The organism is Dysgonomonas sp. Shenzhen-Wh21 (assembly GCF_043392705.1).
In the GTDB taxonomy this organism is placed as follows: domain Bacteria; phylum Bacteroidota; class Bacteroidia; order Bacteroidales; family Dysgonomonadaceae; genus Dysgonomonas.
On record NZ_JAIXHZ010000080.1, the window covers coordinates 1 to 1,784 of the forward strand.

Annotated in this window: 2 protein-coding genes; both read left to right on the forward strand. The window is 37.6% G+C overall.

Going from position 1 to position 1,784, the window contains the following annotated elements; genetic code table 11:
- Positions 1-174 precede the first annotated feature (174 nt).
- Entirely contained in the window at positions 175-1,206 is a 1,032-nt protein-coding gene (metN, locus tag LDB17_RS05630; RefSeq protein WP_252639028.1) for a methionine ABC transporter ATP-binding protein MetN, read from the forward strand.
- The coding region (gene metI, locus LDB17_RS05635) for a methionine ABC transporter permease MetI (protein WP_393924922.1) at positions 1,199-1,784 on the forward strand (586 nt) is incomplete at its 3' end. The genes metN and metI, both read left to right, overlap by 8 nt.

Genomic DNA, 1,784 nt, shown 5'->3' on the forward strand with positions numbered 1-1,784 from the left:
GAAGGCTTTCATCTAATCATAAATACCATAAATGAGGTATTTATGGCATATCCGATACTGTTAATTTTGTGGTTTGTAAAGAACGAAAGAGAATATTGAAAATATAATTTTATAAAACAGCTTGGATTGTGTATTTTTGGCAAAATAATTAAAAGAAACAATCTACATATTTAGATGATTGAAATAAAGAATGTAACAAAGGTTTTTCAGGGAAAAGATACGTCTTCCACTGCTCTGTCTGATATATCTTTAACTATCCCTAAAGGAAAGATATTTGGTATAATAGGAGAGTCGGGTGCCGGCAAAAGTACGCTGATTCGCTGTGTAAATTTATTGGAACGTCCCACTTCAGGCGAAATATATATTGATGGGCAAAATATGATGACTTTGTCTCCTTCGGAGCTCACAGCTACCCGAAGGAAGATAGGTATGATATTCCAACACTTCAACTTGCTATCCTCAGCTACGGTATTTGAAAATATAGCATTCCCTTTAAAACTGAATAAAACACCTAAGGAATTGATTAAACAACGGGTTCTGGAGTTGCTGGCTCTTGTGGGTTTAGAAGGCAAGGCAGACGATTATCCTGCAAAACTTTCGGGTGGACAGAAACAGCGTGTCGCTATTGCGCGCGCATTGGCTAATAATCCTCAAATCCTTTTGTGTGACGAAGCAACCAGTGCATTAGATCCGGCAACCACTTATTCAATTCTTTCGTTGCTGAAAGATATTAATAAGAAGATGAATATTACAATATTGTTGATCACACATGAAATGGAAGTTGTAAAAACGATTTGTGATGAAGTCGCCGTCCTGAACAAAGGAGAGTTGATAGAGCAAGGTTTAATCGCAGAGATATTTTCACATCCTAAAAATGAGTTAACCAAATACTTTATAGACTCTTCTATAAGGCTGCATATTCCTTCAAATTATTCAGATCGGTTGACAGAGCAATTTGTGGATAATAAACATATGCTCATTCGATTGGAAATATCGGGACAGTCTGAAGCAAATGCCGTGCTCTCGGATATTGCGAAGCTGTATGAGGTAAACAGTAATATTGTATGTGCTCAAATAGACCATATAAAGGGTGTTAAGTTTGGAGTTATGCTGATAGAATTGCACGGCTTGCCCGAAAATGAAATATTAGCTGTTGAGTATTTAAAAAGTAAAAATATAAACGTAAGTGTTTTAGGATATGTCTAGTGAAATGATCGACTTATTGTTAAAAGGTACAGGTGAAACAATCGTCATGACCCTTGTTTCCGGTTTTTTTAGTTTTTTGCTGGGATTACCACTTGGGGTTTGGCTGTATATAACACGCAAAGGACAGATAAAAGAAAATTTGCTATTGCATAATATCCTATCAACAGTTGTAAATATCTTCAGGGCTATACCTTTTATTATTCTTATTGTATGGATGATTCCTTTCACTCGTGCGTTGGTAGGAACATCAATAGGGGTTTTAGCCGCACTTGTTCCATTGAGTATCGGTGCTGCTCCTTTTGTTGCCCGAATGATAGAGAATAGCCTTATTGATGTGCCTGGCGGTTTGATAGAAGCATCGCGGTCTATGGGGGCAACGCCATTTCAGATCGTGAAAAGGGTTTTATTGCCAGAAGCATTACCGTCCATTGTTAACTGTGTATCTATAACGTTAATTATGCTTGTCGGCTATTCTGCTATGGGAGGAGCTGTGGGAGCCGGAGGATTGGGGCAAATTGGTTACCAATATGGCTATGTTGGCTATAATCTGGAAATAATGAATATCGTTTTAGCTTTAC